Origin of the sequence: Nocardiopsis akebiae (genome assembly GCF_018316795.1) — a bacterium.
GTDB lineage: Bacteria > Actinomycetota > Actinomycetes > Streptosporangiales > Streptosporangiaceae > Nocardiopsis > Nocardiopsis dassonvillei.
The window spans coordinates 5,652,144-5,670,749 of sequence record NZ_CP074132.1; the positions used below are offsets into that span (position 1 = coordinate 5,652,144).

General features: G+C 70.3%; 21 protein-coding genes. 1 reads left to right on the top strand and 20 read right to left on the bottom strand.

Annotated features, from left to right (window positions below):
* Window positions 1-249: 249 nt before the first annotated feature.
* Entirely contained in the window at window positions 250-699 is a 450-nt protein-coding gene (locus tag KGD83_RS24115) for a hypothetical protein (RefSeq protein ID WP_212641300.1), read from the top strand.
* Between the two features lie 125 nt (window positions 700-824).
* Here KGD83_RS24115 and KGD83_RS24120 read toward each other — a convergent pair whose 3' ends face one another.
* From KGD83_RS24120 to KGD83_RS24215, 20 genes are all read right to left on the bottom strand, one after another.
* Window positions 825-2,033, bottom strand: a complete 1,209-nt coding sequence (locus KGD83_RS24120) for a cation:proton antiporter (protein WP_212641301.1) — start codon at window positions 2,031-2,033, stop codon at window positions 825-827.
* Window positions 2,034-2,201: 168 nt separating this feature from the next.
* Window positions 2,202-2,717 carry a hypothetical protein gene (locus KGD83_RS24125; protein WP_212641302.1) on the bottom strand — a complete coding sequence of 172 codons (516 nt, stop codon included), beginning with the start codon at window positions 2,715-2,717 and terminating at the stop codon, window positions 2,202-2,204.
* Between the two features lie 83 nt (window positions 2,718-2,800).
* Complete coding sequence (locus KGD83_RS24130; RefSeq protein ID WP_212641303.1) at window positions 2,801-3,103, bottom strand: MTH1187 family thiamine-binding protein; 303 nt, start codon at window positions 3,101-3,103, stop codon at window positions 2,801-2,803.
* Between the two features lie 53 nt (window positions 3,104-3,156).
* Window positions 3,157-3,639 carry a DUF2550 domain-containing protein gene (locus KGD83_RS24135; RefSeq protein WP_212641304.1) on the bottom strand — a complete coding sequence of 161 codons (483 nt, stop codon included), beginning with the start codon at window positions 3,637-3,639 and terminating at the stop codon, window positions 3,157-3,159.
* A gap of 27 nt (window positions 3,640-3,666) precedes the next feature.
* Entirely contained in the window at window positions 3,667-4,056 is a 390-nt protein-coding gene (locus KGD83_RS24140; RefSeq protein WP_212641305.1) for a F0F1 ATP synthase subunit epsilon, read from the bottom strand.
* A gap of 129 nt (window positions 4,057-4,185) precedes the next feature.
* Window positions 4,186-5,628, bottom strand: a complete 1,443-nt coding sequence (gene atpD / locus KGD83_RS24145; RefSeq protein ID WP_212641306.1) for a F0F1 ATP synthase subunit beta — start codon at window positions 5,626-5,628, stop codon at window positions 4,186-4,188.
* Window positions 5,629-5,633: 5 nt separating this feature from the next.
* A complete protein-coding gene (locus tag KGD83_RS24150; RefSeq protein ID WP_212641307.1) occupies window positions 5,634-6,554 on the bottom strand; it encodes a F0F1 ATP synthase subunit gamma in 921 nt (306 codons plus the stop codon).
* Window positions 6,555-6,557: 3 nt separating this feature from the next.
* The gene (gene atpA / locus KGD83_RS24155; RefSeq protein ID WP_212641308.1) at window positions 6,558-8,198 is read right to left on the bottom strand and encodes a F0F1 ATP synthase subunit alpha; all 1,641 of its coding nucleotides are present in this window, start codon (window positions 8,196-8,198) and stop codon (window positions 6,558-6,560) included.
* A 65-nt stretch (window positions 8,199-8,263) separates the two neighbouring features.
* Window positions 8,264-9,088: a F0F1 ATP synthase subunit delta gene (locus KGD83_RS24160; protein ID WP_212641309.1), complete on the bottom strand. Its 825-nt coding sequence runs from the start codon at window positions 9,086-9,088 to the stop codon at window positions 8,264-8,266.
* Window positions 9,088-9,630, bottom strand: coding sequence for a F0F1 ATP synthase subunit B (locus KGD83_RS24165; RefSeq protein WP_212644588.1), 543 nt, complete (start codon window positions 9,628-9,630; stop codon window positions 9,088-9,090). The genes KGD83_RS24160 and KGD83_RS24165 overlap by 1 nt, the downstream gene beginning before the upstream one ends.
* Window positions 9,631-9,685: 55 nt before the next feature.
* Window positions 9,686-9,916, bottom strand: a complete 231-nt coding sequence (atpE, locus tag KGD83_RS24170) for an ATP synthase F0 subunit C (protein WP_013151386.1) — start codon at window positions 9,914-9,916, stop codon at window positions 9,686-9,688.
* A gap of 124 nt (window positions 9,917-10,040) precedes the next feature.
* A complete protein-coding gene (atpB, locus tag KGD83_RS24175) occupies window positions 10,041-10,871 on the bottom strand; it encodes a F0F1 ATP synthase subunit A (RefSeq protein ID WP_047868486.1) in 831 nt (276 codons plus the stop codon).
* 105 nt (window positions 10,872-10,976) lie between these two features.
* Complete coding sequence (locus KGD83_RS24180) at window positions 10,977-11,207, bottom strand: AtpZ/AtpI family protein (protein ID WP_019608761.1); 231 nt, start codon at window positions 11,205-11,207, stop codon at window positions 10,977-10,979.
* 105 nt (window positions 11,208-11,312) lie between these two features.
* Complete coding sequence (locus tag KGD83_RS24185; protein WP_047868485.1) at window positions 11,313-11,738, bottom strand: hypothetical protein; 426 nt, start codon at window positions 11,736-11,738, stop codon at window positions 11,313-11,315.
* 224 nt (window positions 11,739-11,962) lie between these two features.
* Window positions 11,963-13,126, bottom strand: a complete 1,164-nt coding sequence (locus KGD83_RS24190; protein WP_212641310.1) for an MraY family glycosyltransferase — start codon at window positions 13,124-13,126, stop codon at window positions 11,963-11,965.
* Between the two features lie 12 nt (window positions 13,127-13,138).
* On the bottom strand, window positions 13,139-13,927 hold the full coding sequence (locus KGD83_RS24195; protein WP_212641311.1) for an L-threonylcarbamoyladenylate synthase: 789 nt from the start codon (window positions 13,925-13,927) through the stop codon (window positions 13,139-13,141).
* A 221-nt stretch (window positions 13,928-14,148) separates the two neighbouring features.
* The gene (prmC, locus tag KGD83_RS24200) at window positions 14,149-15,012 is read right to left on the bottom strand and encodes a peptide chain release factor N(5)-glutamine methyltransferase (protein WP_212641312.1); all 864 of its coding nucleotides are present in this window, start codon (window positions 15,010-15,012) and stop codon (window positions 14,149-14,151) included.
* On the bottom strand, window positions 15,009-16,079 hold the full coding sequence (prfA, locus tag KGD83_RS24205; protein WP_212641313.1) for a peptide chain release factor 1: 1,071 nt from the start codon (window positions 16,077-16,079) through the stop codon (window positions 15,009-15,011). The genes prmC and prfA overlap by 4 nt, the downstream gene beginning before the upstream one ends.
* 109 nt (window positions 16,080-16,188) lie before the next feature.
* The gene (gene rpmE, locus KGD83_RS24210) at window positions 16,189-16,398 is read right to left on the bottom strand and encodes a 50S ribosomal protein L31 (RefSeq protein WP_013151378.1); all 210 of its coding nucleotides are present in this window, start codon (window positions 16,396-16,398) and stop codon (window positions 16,189-16,191) included.
* A gap of 197 nt (window positions 16,399-16,595) precedes the next feature.
* On the bottom strand, window positions 16,596-18,428 hold the full coding sequence (locus KGD83_RS24215; protein ID WP_212641314.1) for an L-lactate permease: 1,833 nt from the start codon (window positions 18,426-18,428) through the stop codon (window positions 16,596-16,598).
* Between the last annotated feature and the right edge of the window lie 178 nt (window positions 18,429-18,606).

Sequence of the window (18,606 nt, forward strand, 5' to 3'; positions counted from 1 at the left end):
CGCCCCGCCGACCGCCGCGGTCCCGTGCCGCGCCCGGCGGCCCGTGCGCACCTTCGAGGGGTCCCGCTCCGCGTGAGCGGGACCCCTTCGCGCTCCCCGCGCCTCCCCGGGACCGCCCGCGCCCCGGAACGCCGTCCCAGCGGGCGTCCGCGACCTGCGCGGACGGAAATCGTCCGGTGGGACGCGTGTCTTCCGCGGCGCTGGGGTTATGGGTTCTGGACACGGGAACGGACGAAGGAAGGAACGCAGATGACCACCGGAACCAGGCCGGCGACCGTCAAGGCGGTCTTCGTGCTGCTGGTCCTGATCGCGGTCTACCAGATCGTCACGAGCCTGCTGGCCCTCGTCGGCGCCACCGCCATGGCCACCGTCCCGATGGTCGCCGAAAGCGCGCGGGTGCCCGCCTGGGCCGTGTTCACCGGCGCCGCGGTCGGTCTGGTCTACGGCGCGCTGTCGGCCGTCCTCGCCGTCATGGTCAACCGGAACCGCGGCGGCGCCCGTACCTCGGTGACCGCCGTCAACGCGGTCTACGCCGTCGTGATCCTGGCCCTGCTGCTCACCCCGGTCAGCGGGGTCCCCGAGATCGTCGCGGCGCTCTTCGCCGTCACCGTGGCGGCCCTGGCCAACACCGCGACCGCCAGGGAGTACTTCTCCGGCGCCGCGGCCCCGTCCGGACACGCCCACCCGCAGGTCGGCTGACCGCCCCCTGACCGCGCCCGGCCCGGCACCCTCCCACGGGCCGGGCGCGCCCCTGTCCGCACCGCTCGGCCGGCGCGGAGGGCCCCGCGGGCCGCCGTGGGACCGCGACGGCCCGCGGGCACGGGCTAACGCCGCGCCTCCCCCGCCACGGCGGTCCGGGAGCGGCGTAGCAGGGCGCCGCCCACCTGGGGCAGGACGAGCACGCTCAGCACGCCCGCGCCCAGGAGCGCGGCGCCGGAGGCTCCGTCGAGGGCGCCCGTCTCGGTCCCGATCTCCGACAGGACGGCGACCAGGGGCAGCGCGGTCGCCGAGAACAGCGCCAGGGGGAGCCGCTGGCGCTCGGGGACGTCGCCCCGCGACAGCAGGTACTCGGGGCCGCCCCGCACGACCAGGAAGGCCGCCAGCAGCAGGGGGACCAGCAGCAGCGACACCGTGTCGGCCAGCAGGGCCGACAGGTCGAACCGCACCCCCGTCACCACGAAGAACACCGGTATCAGGAAGCCGAAACCGACGGCGTCCATCTTCGACTCCACCCGTTCGACCGCGCCCGGATGGTTGGTGGTGAACATCAGCCGCACGATGATCCCCGCCGCGAAGGCTCCCAGAAGCGCGTCCAGCCGCAGACTCGCCGCCAGCCACACGAACAGCACGATCACCAGGATGCACAGGCGCACGGCCACCTGGGTGCTGGAGCCGAGGGTGGCCCGGATGAGCCGTGTCAGCCGCTCCGAGGGCGGACGGGTCGCGCGCCAGGCGGCCAGGCCCGCGAGGGTGAAGAAGCCGACCAGCAGCAGCGTCGCCTCCAACGGGCGGTAACCGCTGAGCAGCAGGGTGATCAGCACGATCGGTCCGAACTCCCCCATCGTCCCGGACGCCGTGAAGCGGGCCCCGAAGGCCCCCTCCAGCCCTCCGGAGTCCCGCAGGATGGGCAGCACCGTGCCCAACGCGGTCGTGATCAGGGCCAGGCCGACGACCAGGGCCGTCTGGGAGGTGCCGAACAGGGCCCACCCCGAGCCCAGCCCGAGGGCGACCGAGCACAGCCAGGCCAGCGCCGCCCGCCTCAGCGGCCTGCCCCTGATCCGCGCGAAGTCGACCTCGTACCCGGCCATGAACATGAGCAGCGCGAGTCCGAGGTCGGCCAGCATCGCCACCGTCTCGGTCTCGCGGACCAGTCCGAGGAGGGAGGGGCCCAGCACGATGCCGAAGACGATCTCCAGCACCACCGAGGGGATGACCACGAACGCGGCGAGCCGGTCGGTGACCAGCGGGGCGAGGAAGGCCGCCACGAGGATCAGCAGCAGCATGCCCAGGGTCCGCGCGACGTCGCCTTCCATGTCCCCCTCGATCCGCGGAGCGGCACCGCTCCGGCCGTGGGCACACTACGCGCGGTCGGCACGGCACGGCGGCAGACACGCGGACACGGGAGGCGCACAGGCGGCGCGCTCGCGGCCGGGGGCCGGGAGGGCGGCGGCGCGAGCCCCGGGCCGGGGAGCCCCGGCCCCTCAGCACTCGGGCGGGAACTCCTCCTGCGGGACGAACTCGGCGTCAGCCGATCCCCCGGAGGCGGCGTACACGCCCTCCTCCTCGGCCAGCACCCCGGTCGTGAACGCGACCGTGCCGATGTCGTGCTCGGTCTCCTCCCCCGGCGGGGCCTCCCGCGAGCCGATCCCGACGGTGTACTCCTCGCGCTCGGACTCGGGGACCAGGCGGTAGACCTGCCGTCCGTCGCCGTCGGTGATCCGCCAGGCGTCGCCGGGGGCGGCCAGGTCCACCTCGGTCCGGTTGCCGTCGAAGTCGCGGGTGGCGATCAGGTGGATCCGCTGTCCGCCGCCGGTCAGGTCGATCTGGCGGGGGTAGGCGTCACCGCACCAGGCCACGACCAGCACGGGGAACTCGTGCGCGGCGGTGAAGTGGCCCGTGGCCACGGCGCCGACGTGGCCGCCCGAGAGCTGGCAGGCGGCGAGCAGGGGAATGAGGAGGACGGGGCCCAGGAGCCGGGGAAGTCGCGAGGCGAGCATGGAACCGCATCCTGCCGTGTCCGGCCGCCCAGGGGAAGAGGACACGGGGCACGACCGCGCCGCACCCCGTGGAAGGCCGTGTCTCAGGCCTCGCCGAGTTCGCGTTCGACCGCCTCGACCTTGCCGCGCAGGCCGTCGGTGACGCCCTCGCGGACGTCGGCCTTGAGGGTGAGGCTGACGCGCGCGGCGCCCTCCCCCGCGGCCTGCACGGCGCGCTTGACGACGTCCATGACCTCGTCCCACTCTCCCTCGACGCTGGTGAACATGGCGGAGGTCTCGTTGGGCAGTCCGCTCTCCCGGACCACCCGGACCGCGCGGGCGACGGCGGGGGCGACGGACTCACCGGTTCCGAGAGGGGCGACGGAGAAAGCGACGATCGTACTCATCCGGCCATGCTAGGCACACAGGGGCGCGAGGGGGAACCACCCACGCGGGGATCTCAGCTCTCCCAGTGCGTTCCGGGGGGCATCGACTCCAGCCACGACAGGAAGCCGGTCTGGGCGCCCTCGCCCATGGCGATCTCGTAGGCCGCCTCGCGGGGGTCGGAGCCGTCGGCGAGCAGCCAGCCCACCTGGAGCACGGTGAGGTCCGCGGGCAGGTCCTCGTCCCCGGCGGGGGCGCGCCGCCCCACGACGACGAGACCGCGGCGCGACAGCTTCGCTGTCGGCCGCGGTCTGAGTGAGAAGATCGGGAACCAGCCCAGGTTCTCCGTGCCGTACCGGCCGAAGCCGATGCGCCAGGACCCCCTGCGGCCCTGAGCCCCGACGGCGCGCAGGTAGCACTCCACCGCGCCGCCGCGCCGTACCAGGACCCAGCGGCGCAGGGTGACGGCGAGCACCAGCGCCAGGAGGACGACGAGCAGGGCGAGGAACACCCACAGCGCGGACTCCCACCAGGGTGCTCCGGGCCGGAGCCTTTGCATGCCCACCACTCGTCCCGCCGTCCTACGCTAGGCGACTTCCTCGCCCGCGGCCCGCAGACGGCTGCGGGCACGGCCCAGGGCGACGTTGTCGCCGGACTCGGCCGCGCTCTTCAGCGCCGTGCGCGCGCGGTCCACATCGATGTCCTCGGCGAGCTCGGCGGTCTCGGCGAGGATGGAGACGCGTCCCTCACCCGAGACCGAGACGAACCCGCCGTGCGCGGCGGCCCGGACCTCGCCGGTCTCCCGCGCGCCCAGCACGCGGACGACCGCGTCGTGGGCGAGCAGCGACAGCACCGGGACGTGCCCGGGCTGGACGCCCATCTCACCCTCGACGGTCTTCGCGATGACCATGTCGCCCTCGCCCGCCCAAATCTCACGTTCGGGCGAGACGATCTCGACGAAAAGCTTCTTCGACACTGCCACAAACTCCTCGGCTAGCGGGTGATTCGGCCGGGCCGGTCCCCGACCGCTGTCGGGGACCGGCCCGGCCGGAGAACTAGCCCGCACGTCGCCCGCCACCACCCTCAACGGACGCTACGCGCGGTTCTAACCCTGTAGCTTCTTGGCCTTCTCGACGGCCATGTCGATGTTGCCGACGTCGAGGAACGCCTGCTCGGGCAGGTGGTCGTACTCACCGTCGCACAGCGCCTTGAAGGAGGAGATGGTCTCCTCCAGGGGCACGAACACGCCCGGGTTGTTGGTGAACTTCTCCGCCACGAACATGTTCTGCGACAGGAAGCGCTCGATCCGGCGCGCCCGGTTGACGACGATCTTGTCCTCTTCGGACAGCTCGTCCATACCGAGGATGGCGATCTGGTCCTGGAGGTCGTTGTTGCGCTGGAGGATCTCCTTGACGCGCTGGGCCACCTGGTAGTGCTCCTCGCCCACGTACTGCGGGTCGAGGATGCGGGAGGTGGAGGTCAGCGGGTCGACCGCCGGGTAGATGCCCTTCTGCGAGATCGGGCGGGAGAGCTCGGTCGTCGCGTCCAGGTGGGCGAAGGTGGTCGCCGGAGCCGGGTCGGTGTAGTCGTCCGCGGGCACGTAGATCGCCTGCATCGAGGTGATCGAGTGACCGCGGGTCGAGGTGATCCGCTCCTGGAGCTGGCCCATCTCGTCCGCCAGGTTGGGCTGGTAGCCCACGGCCGAGGGCATACGGCCCAGCAGCGTGGAGACCTCCGAACCCGCCTGGGTGAAACGGAAGATGTTGTCGATGAACAGCAGCACGTCCTGCTTCTGGACGTCGCGGAAGTACTCCGCCATCGTCAGAGCGGACAGGGCCACCCGCAGACGGGTGCCCGGGGGCTCGTCCATCTGGCCGAAGACGAGGGCGGTGTCCTGGAGGACCTCCATCTCGTCCATCTCCAGGAAGAGGTCCGTACCCTCACGGGTGCGCTCGCCGACACCGGCGAACACGGACACACCACCGAAGTTGCGGGCGATACGCGTGATCATCTCCTGGATGAGCACGGTCTTGCCCACACCGGCGCCGCCGAACAGGCCGATCTTGCCACCGCGCACGTACGGGGTGAGCAGGTCGATGACCTTGATGCCCGTGACCATCATCTCGGTCTTGGACTCGAGCTGGTCGAAGGCCGGGGCCTTGCGGTGGATCGGCCAGCGCTCGGTGACGCCCAGCTCCGCGGTCGGCACGTCCAGGGACTCGCCCAGGGTGTTGAACACGTGGCCCTTGACGACGTCGCCGACGGGCACGCTGATGGGCGCGCCGGTGTCGCGCACCTCGGCGCCGCGGACGAGGCCGTCCTGGGGGGCCAGGGAGACCGTGCGCACGAGGTTGTCACCCAGGTGCTGGGCGACCTCCATCGTGATGGTCTTGACCTTGCCACCGATGGTCACGTCGGTGTGCAGGGCGTTGTAGATGGCAGGCAGGGAGCCGACGGGGAACTCCACGTCGACGACCGGGCCGGTTACCCGGGAGATCCGGCCGGTGGCGGTGCCGGCCCCAGCCGTCCCTTCAACTGTCGCAGTCACTTTTGTTACTCACTTCCCGCGCTGGCAGCAGCGAGCGCGTCGGCACCGCCGACAATCTCACTGAGCTCATTGGTGATCTCAGCCTGACGTGCCTGGTTGGCCAGACGGGTCAGGTTCTTGGCGAGTTCCTCGGCGTTGTCCGTGGCCGCCTTCATGGCGGCGCGGCGGGAGGCCTGCTGGGAGGCGGACGACTCCAGGAGCGAGAAGTAGATCCTGTTGACGACGTACTGCGGCAGCAGCTGGTCCAGGACCTCCTCCGCCGAGGGCTCGAACTCGTACAGCGGCAGCGGCTCGCCCCCGTGCACGGCCTCCAGCTCGGAGCTGTCGACCTCCTCCACCTCCAGCGGCAGGGCCCGGACGGCCCCGGCGCGCTGGGTCAGCATCGAGACGAACTCCGTGGAGACCACGTGGATCTCGTCGACGCCGCCTTCGGCGGAGTCGGTGGAGAACTTCTCCATGAGGGCGGAGCCGATCTCCTGGGCGTGCGCGTAGGTGGGGCGCTCGGTGAAGCCCTCCCACTGCGCCTCCAGGGGGCGGTCGCGGAACTTGTAGAAGCCCACGCCCTTGCGGCCCACCATGTAGGTGAGGACCTCCTTGCCCTGCTCACGCAGGAGCTGGGTGAGGGAGTCCGCCTCCTTGAGCACGTTGGTCGAGAAGGCGCCCGCCAGGCCCTTGTCGCTGGTGATGACCAGGACGGCCGCGCGGGTGGGGTTCTCGGCCTCGGTGAGCAGCGGGTGATCGGTCACCCGGCTGGCCAGGGCCGAGACCGCCCGGGTGATCTCCCGCGCGTAGGGCCCAGCAGCCTCCGCCGCACGCTGCGCCTTGGTGATGCGCGTCGTGGCGATGAGCTCCATCGCGCGGGTGATCTTCGCCATCGACTTCGTCGAGCGGATCCTCCGGCGATAGACGCGAAGCTGTGCACCCATGGGTTACTTCCCGCCCTTGGCGACCTTGATGGTCTCCTGGCCGACCTTCTCCTCGTCCAGCGCCTCGGCCTCGGCCTCGGTGCCCAGGAGGGTTCCGGCGGAGGTCTGGAAGCCCTGCTTGAACTTCTCCAGCGCCGAGTCGAGGGACTTCTCGGTCTCGTCCTCGAACTTGCCGCTCTCGCGGATGGTGTCGAGGATGCCCGAGTGCTCGCGGCTCAGGTGGTCCAGGAAGTCCTCCTCGAAGCGGCGCACGTCCTCGACCGGGACGTCGTCGACGCGGCCGGTGGTGCCGGCCCAGATCGAGACGACCTGCTTCTCCATGGAGAACGGCGAGTACTGGCCCTGCTTGAGGAGCTCCATCAGACGGGCACCGCGCTCCAGCTGCTGCTTGGAGACGGCGTCCAGGTCCGAACCGAAGGCGGAGAACGCCTCCAGCTCGCGGTACTGGGCCAAGCCCAGCCGCAGGGTGCCCGAGACCTTCTTCATCGCCTTGGTCTGCGCGGCGCCACCGACACGGGAAACCGAGACACCGACGTTGATCGCCGGGCGCTGGCCCTGGTTGAACAGGTCCGCCTCCAGGAAGACCTGGCCGTCGGTGATGGAGATGACGTTGGTGGGGATGTACGCCGAGACGTCGCCCGCCTTGGTCTCGATGATCGGCAGGGCGGTCATCGATCCCCTGCCCATCTCGTCGGAGAGCTTGGCGCAGCGCTCCAGCAGGCGGGAGTGCAGGTAGAAGACGTCACCGGGGTAGGCCTCGCGGCCCGGCGGGCGGCGCAGCAACAGCGACACCGCGCGGTAGGCCTCGGCCTGCTTGGTGAGGTCGTCGAAGACGATGAGGACGTGCTTGCCCTCGTACATCCAGTGCTGGCCCAGGGCCGAACCGGTGTAGGGGGCCAGGTACTTGAAGCCGGCCGCCTCGGACGCCGGGGCGGCGACGATGGTGGTGTACTCCATCGCGCCGGCCTCTTCGAGGGCGCCACGCACACCGGCGATGGTCGAGCCCTTCTGGCCGATCGCGACGTAGATGCAGCGCACCTGCTTGTCGGGGTCGCCCGTCTCCCAGTTGGCCTTCTGGTTGATGATCGCGTCGATGCAGACCGCGGTCTTGCCGGTCTGGCGGTCGCCGATGACCAGCTGGCGCTGGCCGCGGCCGACCGGGGTCATCGAGTCGATCGCCTTGATGCCGGTCTGGAGCGGCTCGTGGACGGGCTTGCGCTCCATCACGGTCGCCGCCTGGAGCTCCAGCTCACGGCGTTCGGTGGACTCGATCTCGCCCTTGCCGTCGATGGGGGCGCCCAGGGGGTCCACCACGCGGCCGAGGAAGTTGTCGCCCACCGGCACCGAGAGGAGCTGGCCGGTGCGGCGCACCTTCTGGCCCTCCTCGATGCTGGTGAAGTCACCCAGCACGACGACACCGATCTCACCGATCTCGAGGTTCTGGGCCAGGCCCAGGGTGCCGTCCTCGAACTGGAGCAGCTCGTTCGCCATCGCCGAGGGAAGGCCACCGACGCGGGCGATGCCGTCACCGGAGTAGGTGACGGTACCGACCTCTTCCGCGCGGGTGGCTTCAGGCTCGTACGACTGGACGAAGCGCTGTAGCGCGTCCCGGATCTCGTCCGGCCGGATCGTCAGCTCCGCCATCTCTACGTTGTCCTTGCTCTCAAATGGCGCCGGGCTGGCGCCGTGCGTGCTTGCCTTGCGTTCTGTCAGCCGGCCAGGCGGCGCTGGGCCTCGGCGATACGCCCGGCGATGGTCCCGTCGATGACCTCGTCACCCACCTGGATGGACAGGCCACCCACGATCTCGGGGGCGACCTCGATGTTGAGGTGGATGTCGCGGCCGTAGGCGCGCGAGAGCGCGGCTCCGAGCCGGGACTGCTGTTGCTCGCTCAGGGCGACGGCGCTGCGGACGACGGCGACGTAGCGCTTGGCGCGCTCGGCGACGAGCTGTCCGTAGTTGTCCAGCGCCTGCTCCAGGGTACGGCCCCTGGGACGGGCGACCGCTTCGCCGACCAGCACCAGGGTCGCGGGGTGCACCTTGCCCGAGAGCAGGTTCTCCACGAGGGAGAGGCGCAGCTCGGGGGCGGCCCCGTCACGGGTGAGGGCCTCGCGGAGCTCGGGCTGGGCGATGACGATCCGCTGGAAGCGGAAGAGCTCGTCCTCCAGCTCGCCGAGCCCCGAGGCGCTCTGGAGCTGGGCGGCGGTCGCGTAGACCGCCATCCGCTCCATCGCGTCCATCAGGTCGCGCGGGCCCGACCACTTGGCCGAGACCACGTCACCGGCCACGATGACCGCGGACGGCGACACCCTGGTCTCCAGGAGCTGCCCGATGAGGCCGGTCTTGGCCTCGGCCGGGTTCGCCTGGTCGGCGAGCCAGCGGCGCAGCGAGTGCTCGCCTCCCAGCAGGGCGACGACCTCGAAGAGCTCGCTGCCCAGGGAGACGCCGCTCTGCGGGGTGCCCGCCGACGCCAGGACGTTCTCGTCCAGGCGCCGGGTCACCTCGGCCAGCGACGTGCGGCTGATACCACGCATCAGCGCACCTCTGCCTGCTGCGTGCTGCTGCTCTGCTCCAGCTCGTCCAGGAACCGGTCGATGACGCGGTTCTGGGCGGCGCTGTCGCTGAGGGTCTCACCGACGATGCGGCTCGCCAGCTCGGTGGAGAGCGCACCGACCTCGTTGCGCAGCTGCACCAGGGCCTGCTGGCGGTCGGCCTCGATCTGGACGTGGGCCGCCTCGACGATGCGACGCGCCTCGGCCTGGGCCTCCTCGCGCGCCTCGGCGACGATCGCGGCCCGCTGCTCCTTGGCCTTCTCCAGCTCCTGGGCGTACTCGCGGTGCGCCTCCTCGAGCTTCTCCCGGTACTGCTGGCGGATCCCCTCGGCCTCGGCCTCGGCCTTCTTGGCGCGCTCGATGCCGCCCTCGATGGCGTCGTGACGCTCGTCGAGGACCGCCATGACCTTCGGCACCGCCTTACGGGCGACAAAGAAGTAGACCACGGCGAGCGCGATCGCACCGAAGGTGAACTTCACCCAGTCGATCCGCAGAATGTTGTAATCGGCTGCCAACTCCACCAACATGGTCAGCCCTCCTTCGCGTCAGTTGCCATCAGATTCCGCCGGCGAACCTGGATCAGGAACCGGTGGGGGCGGCGAAGGCGAGAACGAAGCCCAGGATGGCCAGGGCCTCGATCAGGGCGAAGCCCAGGTAGATGTTGGTCTGGAGCGGACCGCGCGCCTCGGGCTGGCGGGCGATGGCCTGCATGCCGAGACCGAAGACGATACCGACACCGATACCGGCGCCGATGACGCTGATGCCGTAACCGATGGTGTTGATGTTGCCGGTGATCGCAGCGATGTCCATTGATGTTTCCTTTTACTCGACGTCCGGCGTTGCGCTTCGCAAGTGGGTCAGTTCGCCGGTGTGGACGGATCTGTGGCTTCCCGCACCCCTGCCCGGCCCGGGGGGACCGGGGGGTGTGCGGGGATCAGTGGGCCGCTTCGAGGGACTGGTTGATGTACAGGCTGGCCAGGAGCGTGAAGATGAACGCCTGGACGGCCATGATCAGGATCTCGAAGAGGAAGAAGGCCAGGTAGCCGAGCAGAGCGGCACCGGAGAAGAGCACCGAAACCGTACTCAGGACCGGTCCGGCCGTGAGGTTCAGCATGTACCAGCCGCCGTAGGCGAACACGGCGAGCAGCAGGCTGCCCGCGAACATGGTCGCGAAGAGACGGAGGGCGTGCGTCACCGGCCGGATGAGGAACACCGAGAGGATTTCGATGGGGGTGACCAGGATGTAGATCACCTTGGGCATCCCCGGGGGGAAGATCTGGTTGCGGAAGTAGCCCCAGCCGCCCTGGTTGCGGACGCCGATCACGATGGTCATGACGTAGATGACCGCCGCCAGCATGGCCGTGAAGGCCAGGTTGCTGTTGACCGGCAACATACCGGGGATCAGGCCGGTGAAGTTCATGGCCAGGATGAGCGTGAACACCGCTGTCATGAACGGCAGGAACCGGTCGCCCTTGGCACCCATCGTGGGACGGGTGATCTGGTCGCGCACGAAGAGGACCAGCATCTCTCCGACGCTCTGCCTGCGCCCGGGGACGAGGCTCAGCTTGCGGCTGAACCACGACCACAGAAGCAGGACGGCACCGACCGCGACGAGCAGCAGGACCAGGTAGAGGTCGATACCCGCGCTGCCGGGAACGTTGGTGTACCACGGTTCGGGGAAGAACATCCCGATAGTGGGCGGCGTGAAACCGCACCCGTTGTCACCGAACAAGTGGCAATTCGGTTCGGCCGCGAGAATGCGCACGTCAGCACTCACGGCGAATCCTTTCGTCGTGACGCAAGAAAGCCTCGTTGATGGTTGTTGCGGAGCGTTGTCGCGCGAACCGCGACGCCGGACTGGTTGGGGGACTCAGGAGCGACGGGACTTGGCGACGATCAGGTAGATCGCGCCCGCCATTCCCAGAACCGCCCCGATGGGCAGGAACAGTGCCTGGAAACCCAACAGCTCGTCCGCGGCCCAGCCGATCGCGCTCCAGACGAGCACGCCCGAGAGCAGAGTGGAGAAGAGGGCCCACCCGTCGGACTGACGCGGCACCGAATCCTCGTGCGCGTCTGTCTTCCTGGTCGGTTCGCTGCTCATCTCGCTCCGGAATATAGCATGTGAGCTCGGACGGGGACTCTGAGTCCCAGCCGTCGGGGAGCATCGTATTACGCCCGCTTCGAGGGGCACGGCCGGGGGACTCCATCACCCGTTCTCCGCGCTCTCGACCGGGTCGACGTGGAGCGTCCTCGTCCTGGAGATCGTCCAGGTCTGGCCGCCGAGCCAGGCCAGGACGACGGCCAACGCGCTGTACACGAAGGCCGAGCTGTTCAGGCTGGCCACGAACGAGCTGTTGCCCAGGGTGACCAGGACAACGCCGAGCACCGCCATCTTGAGGACGAAGCCCACGAGGTTCGCCGCGAGGAAGAGGTCCTTGTTCCGGCGGGTGACGAGGATGACGCCCGCCTGTCCCAGACCGAAGCAGCCGAGAACGACCACCGAGGCCAGCGCGGAGCCGGCCAGGCCCGGTGTGCCGGCGAGAAGCGCCGATACCGCCAAGGCCAGAAGGGCGCACGCCACACCCGGAAGCGCGGCACCGCGGAAGGCCCTCCAGGCGTCGTTTTCCTGCATGGCGAAGCTCCGTCTGGGGTCGTGGTTGCCTGCTCGTGAAAGCTATCACAAGGTCTTTGGTGCTGAATCCGGGGGTTCCTTAACGCGACCTTAACGGTCCACGAAGTGCCCGATCCAGGCGGTCTTCCGCGCCCGTGTCGCCTTCGCCACACCTGTTCGACCAACGTATCCGCAGGTCGGAAACACCTTCTTTCGTGCCCGAAGCAAGGCACGCGAGGACCTGGTCAGCCATCAGTTGGCGAATCGTGACCTGGGGCCGTCTTGACGCTTTCCTTGCGCCGCGGGAACAGCAGCCCGCGCCGCCGCAGGCGGGGCAGGGCGATGAGGCCAACCGCACACGTGGCCACCAGCGCGGTCACCGCCAGCACGATGAGCCAGGAGTCGAACACCGACAGGGCGACCGCGGCGAAGGCGACGATCCCCGCCCACAGGTACATCAGCAGGACCGCGCGCACGTGGCTGTGGCCCATGTCCAGCAGGCGGTGGTGCAGGTGGCCGCGGTCCGGAGCGAACGGGGACTTGCCCGCCAGGGTCCTGCGCACGACGGCCAGCACCAGGTCGGCCAGCGGAAGGGCGATCACCAGCAGCGGCAGCGCGACCGGCAGGAACACCACCAGGCCGGAGTTGAACCCCTCGCGCGCGGTGTTGGCGTCGAACTGCCCGGTCACCGTGATGGTGATCGAGGTCAGCAGCAGACCCAGCAGCATGGCCCCGGTGTCGCCCATGAACACCTTGGCCGGGTGGAAGTTGTGGCAGAGGAATCCGGCGCACGTGCCCGCGAGGATGATCGCGATCATCGCCGGATAGGACTGGCGCACGAAGCCCTGCTCCACCGCGACGACGTAGTAGTAGGCGAAGAAGGCCAGGGATGAGATGGCGACGATGCCCGCCGCCAGGCCGTCGAGGCCGTCGGCGAAGTTGACCGCGTTGATGGTCACCACGATCAGCAGGATCGAGATCATCGCGCCCAGCCACGGCCCGAGGGAGAGCTGGGTGCCGGGCAGCGGCAGCCACAGCAGCTGCACCCCCTGCCAGACCAGGATGCCCGCGGCGGCGGTCTGCCCGGCGAGCTTGCTCAGCGCGTCCATGCCCCAGCGGTCGTCGATGACGCCGACGATGGTGATGAGCCCGCCCGCGAGCAGCAGGCCCATCCAGGTGTCGGCGAGGAAGACGTCCTGGAGGTGGGGCAGCTGTGCCGAGATCAGCAGGGCGGCGGCGAACCCCCCGTAGATGGCCAGCCCGCCCAGGCGCGGGATGGGCTCGGTGTGCACGTCGCGGTCGCGCACCGGCGGCGTGGCGCCGAAGGCGATGGCGAACCGGCGCACCAGCGGAACGAGCAGGTAGGTCACCGCGGCGGCGATGACGAAGGTGAGCGCGTACTCACGCACGTCCTGGCCCCTCTAGTTCTTGTCGCCGTCGGGGGCGGTCCCGGGAGCGCTCCGGTCCTCCTCGCGCGGGGTCTGCGCCTCCGGAGCCGGGGCCTCCCCCGCGTCCTCGGCCTCGGCGCCCTCCGGCCGCGCGGTCTTGCGGGGCCCCTTGCGCAGCTCGCCGATCACGGTGCCGCACACCGCGCGCAGCTGTTCGATGGAGATCGCGCCCGCGCGCAGCACGCGCGGGACGGCGTAGGTCAGGTCGACGATGGTGGAGGAGACGCGGGACTCGGTCTCGCCGCCGTCCAGGTAGACGGCGATGTCCTCGTCACCGAGCTGCCCGACGGCCTCCTCCACGCGGGTCGCGGAGGGCTGGCCGGACTTGTTGGCGCTGCTCACCGCCATGGGCCCGACCTCCTTGAGCAGGTCCAGGGCGACCGGGTCCATCGGCATGCGCACGCCCACGGTGCCCTTGGTGTCGCCCAGGTCCCAGGACAGGCTGGGGGTGGCGGTGCAGACCAGGGTGAGCGGACCGGGCCAGAACTCCTCCATGAGGTCGCGGCCGTGGTTGCCCAGGTCGTCGACGAGGGCGTTGGCGGCGCGCATCGAGCCGACCAGCACCGGCGGGGGCATCTCGCGGCCCCGGCCCTTGGTGGCGAGCAGCCTGGCCACGGCGGTCGGGCTGAAGGCGTCGGTACCGATGCCGTACACGGTGTCCGTGGGCAGTACCACAAGGTCGCCTCGGCGTACCGCGGACGCGGCGTCGGCGATGCCGTCCTTGCGGGCGGTCTCGTCCGCGCAGTCGTAGATGCGGCTCACCTGCGTTCACCTCAATCTTTGACGGAGTCCACCGGGTTCGCGGTCGGACCCGGGATACGGGAGGGGCCAGCGACGCTCGGGCGTCGGCGGGGTTCTGGAGGCGTCGGGCGTGCCGCCAGCGACGGAGGAGTCGGGCACGGGAGACGACGCTGTGTTCCCTGCGACCCGTTTCCGCCCTTCGGGCGCCCGAGCGCGTGAGCGAAGCGAACCGGACAACGCGATCAGCCGTCCCCGTCGGCGCGGCGCATGACCACGAAGCGGTCGCGCCGGGCCAGGTCCTTGCGGTTGAGGACGTCGCGCCAGCCCCTGTCCTCGGGGAAGAGCCAGGGGATGTCGATGCCCTGGCCGTCGTGGTGCTCCACGGCCATCGCGCCGCCGGGGCGCAGCAGCCTGCGGCCGACCGCCTCCAGCGCGCGGATCATGTCCAGGCCGTCCTCACCGGACCACAGCGCGGGGGCGGGGTCGTAGTCGCGCACCTCGGGCGGGATGGCTCCGGCCTCGCGGGTGGGGACGTAGGGGGGGTTGCTGATGAGCAGGTCCACGCGACCGTTGAGCTGGGGAAGGGCGGTGCGCATGTCGCCGTGGTGTGAGGTGACCCGGTCGGCGTGGCCGCTGGCGTCGATGTTGCGCCGGGCCCAGGCCAGGGCGTCGGGGTCGACCTCGACCGTGTGCACGCGCGAGCGCGGCACCTCCTGCGCGATGGAGATGGCGATGGCTCCCGAGCCGGTGCCGAGGTCGACCACCAGTGGGTCGGCGACGTCCATGGCGCGCAGGGTCTGGATGGCCCAGTCCACCATGATCTCGGTCTCGGGGCGGGGCACGAAGACCCCGGGTCCGACGCGGAGTTCGAGGTAGCGGAAGTAGGCGCGGCCGGTGATGTGCTGGAGGGGTTCGCGGGCCTCGCGCCGGGAGACGCACTCCCAGTAGCGGGCGTCGAAGTCGGAGTCGGCGACCGTGTGCAGCTCCCCTCGACGGACACCGTGCACGAACGCCGCGAGTTCCTCGGCGTCGGCGCGAGGTGAGGCCACGCCCGCCTCCGCGAGTCTGCGCGTCGCGCGGGCGACCTCGTCGAGCAGGACGTTCATGACGACTGAGCCGCTTCGAGCCTTTCCTTGGTGTCCGCGTCCACCAGGGCCTTGACGACCCCGCCGAGTTCCCCGTCGAGGACTTGGTCGAGGTTGTAGGCCTTGTAGCCGACCCGGTGGTCGGAGATGCGGTTCTCGGGGAAATTGTAGGTGCGCACGCGCTCGGACCGGTCCACCGTGCGGACCTGGCTCTTGCGCTCGGCGGCGGCCTCGGCGTCCGCGCTGGCCTGGGCCTCGGCGTAGATGCGGGCGCGCAGGATGCGCATGGCCTGCTCCTTGTTCTGGAGCTGGCTCTTCTCGTTCTGGCACGAGGCGACGATGCCGGTCGGCAGGTGGGTGATGCGCACCGCGGAGTCGGTGGTGTTGACGCTCTGGCCGCCGGGCCCGGAGGAGCGGTAGACGTCCACGCGAAGGTCCTTCTCGTGGATCTCGACCTCGATGTCCTCGGCCTCGGGGACGACCAGCACACCGGCCGCGGAGGTGTGGATGCGGCCCTGGGACTCGGTGACGGGGACGCGCTGCACGCGGTGCACGCCGCCCTCGAACTTGAGCATCGGCCACACGCCCGAACCGGGCTCGGGGGTGCCCTTGTTCTTGAAGGCGATCGTGATGTCCTTGTACCCGCCGAGGTCGGAGTGGGTGGAGTCGATGACCTCGGTCTTCCAGCCCTGGCGCTCGGCGTAGCGCAGGTACATGCGCACCAGGTCGCCGGCGAAGAGGGCGGACTCCTCACCGCCCTCGCCCGCCTTGACCTCCATGATGAGGTTCTTGTCGTCGGCGGGGTCGCGGGGGATGAGCAGGACGCGCAGGCGCTCGGTGAGGCGCTCGGCCTCCTCGGTCAGGCGGTCGGCCTCCTCCGCGAAGGAGGAGTCCTCGGCCGCGAGCTCGCGCGCGGCGTCGATGTCGCTCTCGACCTCCTTGAGCGCGCGGTAGGCCTCGATGATGGGGGTGAGCTGCGCGTAGCGTTTGCCCAGCGTGCGCGCCCTGGCCTGGTCTGCGTGCACCTCGGGGTCGGCGAGCTGCTGTTCCAGCTCGTAGTACTCCCCCAGTAGGTCGTCCAGCTTCACGTTCGCCCGTCCCCGTCGTGTCGTGCCTGCCTCGCCTGTCCGTCTCCCCCTCGGGGGTCAGCCTGGTCCCGCGGGGCCGGATGAGGGCCCCGCGGAACGGCGGGCGGCGCTACTTGCGCTTGCCGAAGCGCTTCTCGAAGCGGGCGACGCGGCCGCCGGTGTCCAGGATCTTCTGCTTGCCCGTGTAGAACGGGTGGCACTCGGAGCACACCTCGGCGCGGATCTTGCCCTCGGTGACGGTGCTGCGGGTGGTGAAGTGGGCACCGCAGGTGCAGGTCACCTCGGTAGCGACGTACTCGGGGTGGATGTCGGCCTTCATGCGTGTCTCCTCATCAGGGGCGCGACCGCCGGACGCATGACTGGCCGGGCCGCCAGGGGGCGGGTCGGTCGTCGTGGGCCATGCGCGAACCGGTGTCGCGGCGATCCGGGTAACGGGACGGCGGGCCCCGCCGAAGCAGGGGCGGGCCACTCCCCGCTACCAGTTTGCCAGACCCACAACGTTGCCGGGACCAGTACCTATTCCTCCCCCTTCCGGCGGCCTCCCTCCCGGGCGGTTCCGGCGGTGCGGGAGGGGGGCTTGTTCGCGTCGGCCCTGCGCATGAGGAGGACGAGCGCGGCCAGGACGGCGAGGACCAGCAGGAGCATGACGGTGCCGGCGTCGGGGCCGAACCCGTAGACGAGGACGTAGCTCACCGACCCCGCCAGCAGCACGTAGTAGGTCATGGGCAGAAGGCTCTGGCGGATGAGGTCGCCCTCGCGTCCGGCCAGGCCGACCACCGCGGAGGCGGCGACCACGTTGTGCACGGTGATCATGTTGCCCGCTGCGCCGCCCACGGCCTGGGTGGCGACGACGGTCTCGGGCGGGATGCCGATGCGTTCGGCGGTGGAGAACTGGAAGAGCGAGAACATCAGGTTGGACACGGTGTTGGAGCCCGCGACGAAGGCGCCCAGGGCACCGATCCAGGGGGCGTAGAGCGGCCAGGCGGTACCGCCCAGTTCCGCGGCTCCGACGGCGAGGGTGAGCGGCATGCTCTCCATGGCGGTGTCGCCGAAGTCGCCGCCGGTGTTGATGAAGACGCGGACGAGCGGGACGGCGAAGAGCAGGGCGACGGCCGCCCCGGCCAGCTGGGAACCGGCCATCCGCCAGGAGTCGAGGATCTGGCGGCGCGTCATGCGGTGCAGGCCGTAGGTGAGCAGGCAGACGAGGATGAAGGTCGCGCCGGGAGAGTAGAGGGGTTCGACGAGCTGGGAGACGGGGGTGCCGAAGATGTCGGTGGCTCCGACCGTGACGCCGGTCAGCCAGTTCTCCAGGGGCGTGACGGTGCGGGTGGCCACCAGCAGCGCGGCGACCATGAGGTAGGGCGCCCAGGCGGCCAGGAGGCCGACGCGCCTGCCGTCGGCGGGAGCGGCCTCGCCGTCCCCCGGGGAGAGCGTGCCGCTCCAGCGGGCCAGCCAGTCCTCCCGGGGCGGGAAGTCCCAGGTCCGCTTGGGCATGAGGAAGCCCTTGCGCGCGGCGAGGACGACGATGGCCAGACCGGTGAGGCCGCCGAGGAGGCTGGTGAACTCCACGCCGAGGAAGTGGTTGTACAGGACCGAGGGGACGGTCATGGCGAAGGCGGCGAACAGCGCGAACCTCCACACCCCGAGGCCGTCGGAGAAGCGCCGTTTCCCGCCGTAGAAGCCGCAGAGCATGCAGCAGATGAAGAGCGGGACGAGGGTTCCGGCGACGGCGTGCAGCAGGACGGTCTGGAACCCGATGAGGCTGACGAACCCGGGCACGTCCAGGCCGAGTTCGGCGGCGCGCGCGGCGACCGCGGACGAGCCCTCCAGCCCTCCGGATACGCCGACGAGGATGGGCGTGCCCACCGCGCCGAAGCTGACCGGCGTGCTCTGGATGACCAGGCCGACCATGACGGCGGCCATCGCGGGGAAGCCCAGGGCGAGCAGGAGCGGCGCGACCACGGCGGCGGGGGTGCCGAAGCCGGAGGCGCCCTCGATGAAGCTGCCGAACAGCCAGCCGATGATGACCGCTTGGACGCGGCGGTCGGGGCTGATGTCGGTGAAGGTGGCGCGGATGGTGGCGATGGCGCCGCTCTTGGTGAGGGTGGACAGCAGCAGGAGCGCGCCGAAGATGATGTAGAGCAGACCGGCCGCGAGGATGAGCCCCTGGACGGTGGAGGCCGCGATCGCGACCCAGTCGGTCCGCCAGAAGAGGACGGCGACGGCGACCACGACGACGTATCCGGCGGGCATCGCGTACATGGCCGGGAGGCGGAACCCGACGAGGAGGACGCCGACGAGGACGATCGGGGCGAGCGCGAGGAGGCTGAGTAGGGCGAGGTTGTCCATCCGGGCGGCTCCCTGGTGCGGGGACTACTCGACGGCGCGACCCTAAATCGTTTTCCTGTCGCGGGATACACCCTTCTGTGATCCGCAACACAGTAGTGATCTTTTTCGCCTCACGGTCTGGTCCTTCCGCGATTCGAAAGGAGAACGGTGGCGGAAGCGATCGGCCGGGCGCGGGCCC